The sequence below is a fragment of the Shigella sp. FC1661 genome, assembly GCF_001712525.1.
Lineage (GTDB): Bacteria > Pseudomonadota > Gammaproteobacteria > Enterobacterales > Enterobacteriaceae > Escherichia > Escherichia coli.
The window spans coordinates 1-1,048 of the sequence record NZ_MDGW01000374.1 but is presented as its reverse complement, the minus strand read 5'-3'; the positions used below and the strand labels follow the sequence as shown (position 1 = coordinate 1,048).

The following is a 1,048-nucleotide window of genomic DNA, read 5'->3' as shown; positions in this document are numbered from 1 at the left end:
AAAAACTGGATCGACAAAGAAGAATATCCGCAATCCGCAGCCATCGACCTGCGTTGCGTAAATATGGTTGCCGATCTGTGGCATGCGCCTGCGCCGAAAAATGGTCAGGCCGTTGGCACCAACACCATTGGTTCTTCCGAGGCCTGTATGCTCGGCGGGATGGCGATGAAATGGCGTTGGCGCAAGCGTATGGAAGCTGCAGGCAAACCAACGGATAAACCAAACCTGGTGTGCGGTCCGGTACAAATCTGCTGGCATAAATTCGCCCGCTACTGGGATGTGGAGCTGCGTGAGATCCCTATGCGCCCCGGTCAGTTGTTTATGGACCCGAAACGCATGATTGAAGCCTGTGACGAAAACACCATCGGCGTGGTGCCGACTTTCGGCGTGACCTACACTGGTAACTATGAGTTCCCACAACCGCTGCACGATGCGCTGGATAAATTCCAGGCCGACACCGGTATCGACATCGACATGCACATCGACGCTGCCAGCGGTGGCTTCCTGGCACCGTTCGTCGCCCCGGATATCGTCTGGGACTTCCGCCTGCCGCGTGTGAAATCGATCAGTGCTTCAGGCCATAAATTCGGTCTGGCTCCGCTGGGCTGCGGCTGGGTTATCTGGCGTGACGAAGAAGCGCTGCCGCAGGAACTGGTGTTCAACGTTGACTACCTGGGTGGTCAAATTGGTACTTTTGCCATCAACTTCTCCCGCCCGGCGGGTCAGGTAATTGCACAGTACTATGAATTCCTGCGCCTCGGTCGTGAAGGCTATACCAAAGTACAGAACGCCTCTTACCAGGTTGCCGCTTATCTGGCGGATGAAATCGCCAAACTGGGGCCGTATGAGTTCATCTGTACGGGTCGCCCGGACGAAGGCATCCCGGCGGTTTGCTTCAAACTGAAAGATGGTGAAGATCCGGGATACACCCTGTACGACCTCTCTGAACGTCTGCGTCTGCGCGGCTGGCAGGTTCCGGCCTTCACTCTCGGCGGTGAAGCCACCGACATCGTGGTGATGCGCATTATGTGTCGTCGCGGCTTCGAAA

The 1,048-nt window shown here is 56.4% G+C and carries 1 protein-coding gene; it reads left to right on the top strand.

The window, feature by feature from the left end:
* The coding region (locus BFF42_RS18380) for a glutamate decarboxylase (RefSeq protein ID WP_146753292.1) at window positions 1-1,048 on the top strand (1,048 nt) is incomplete at both ends.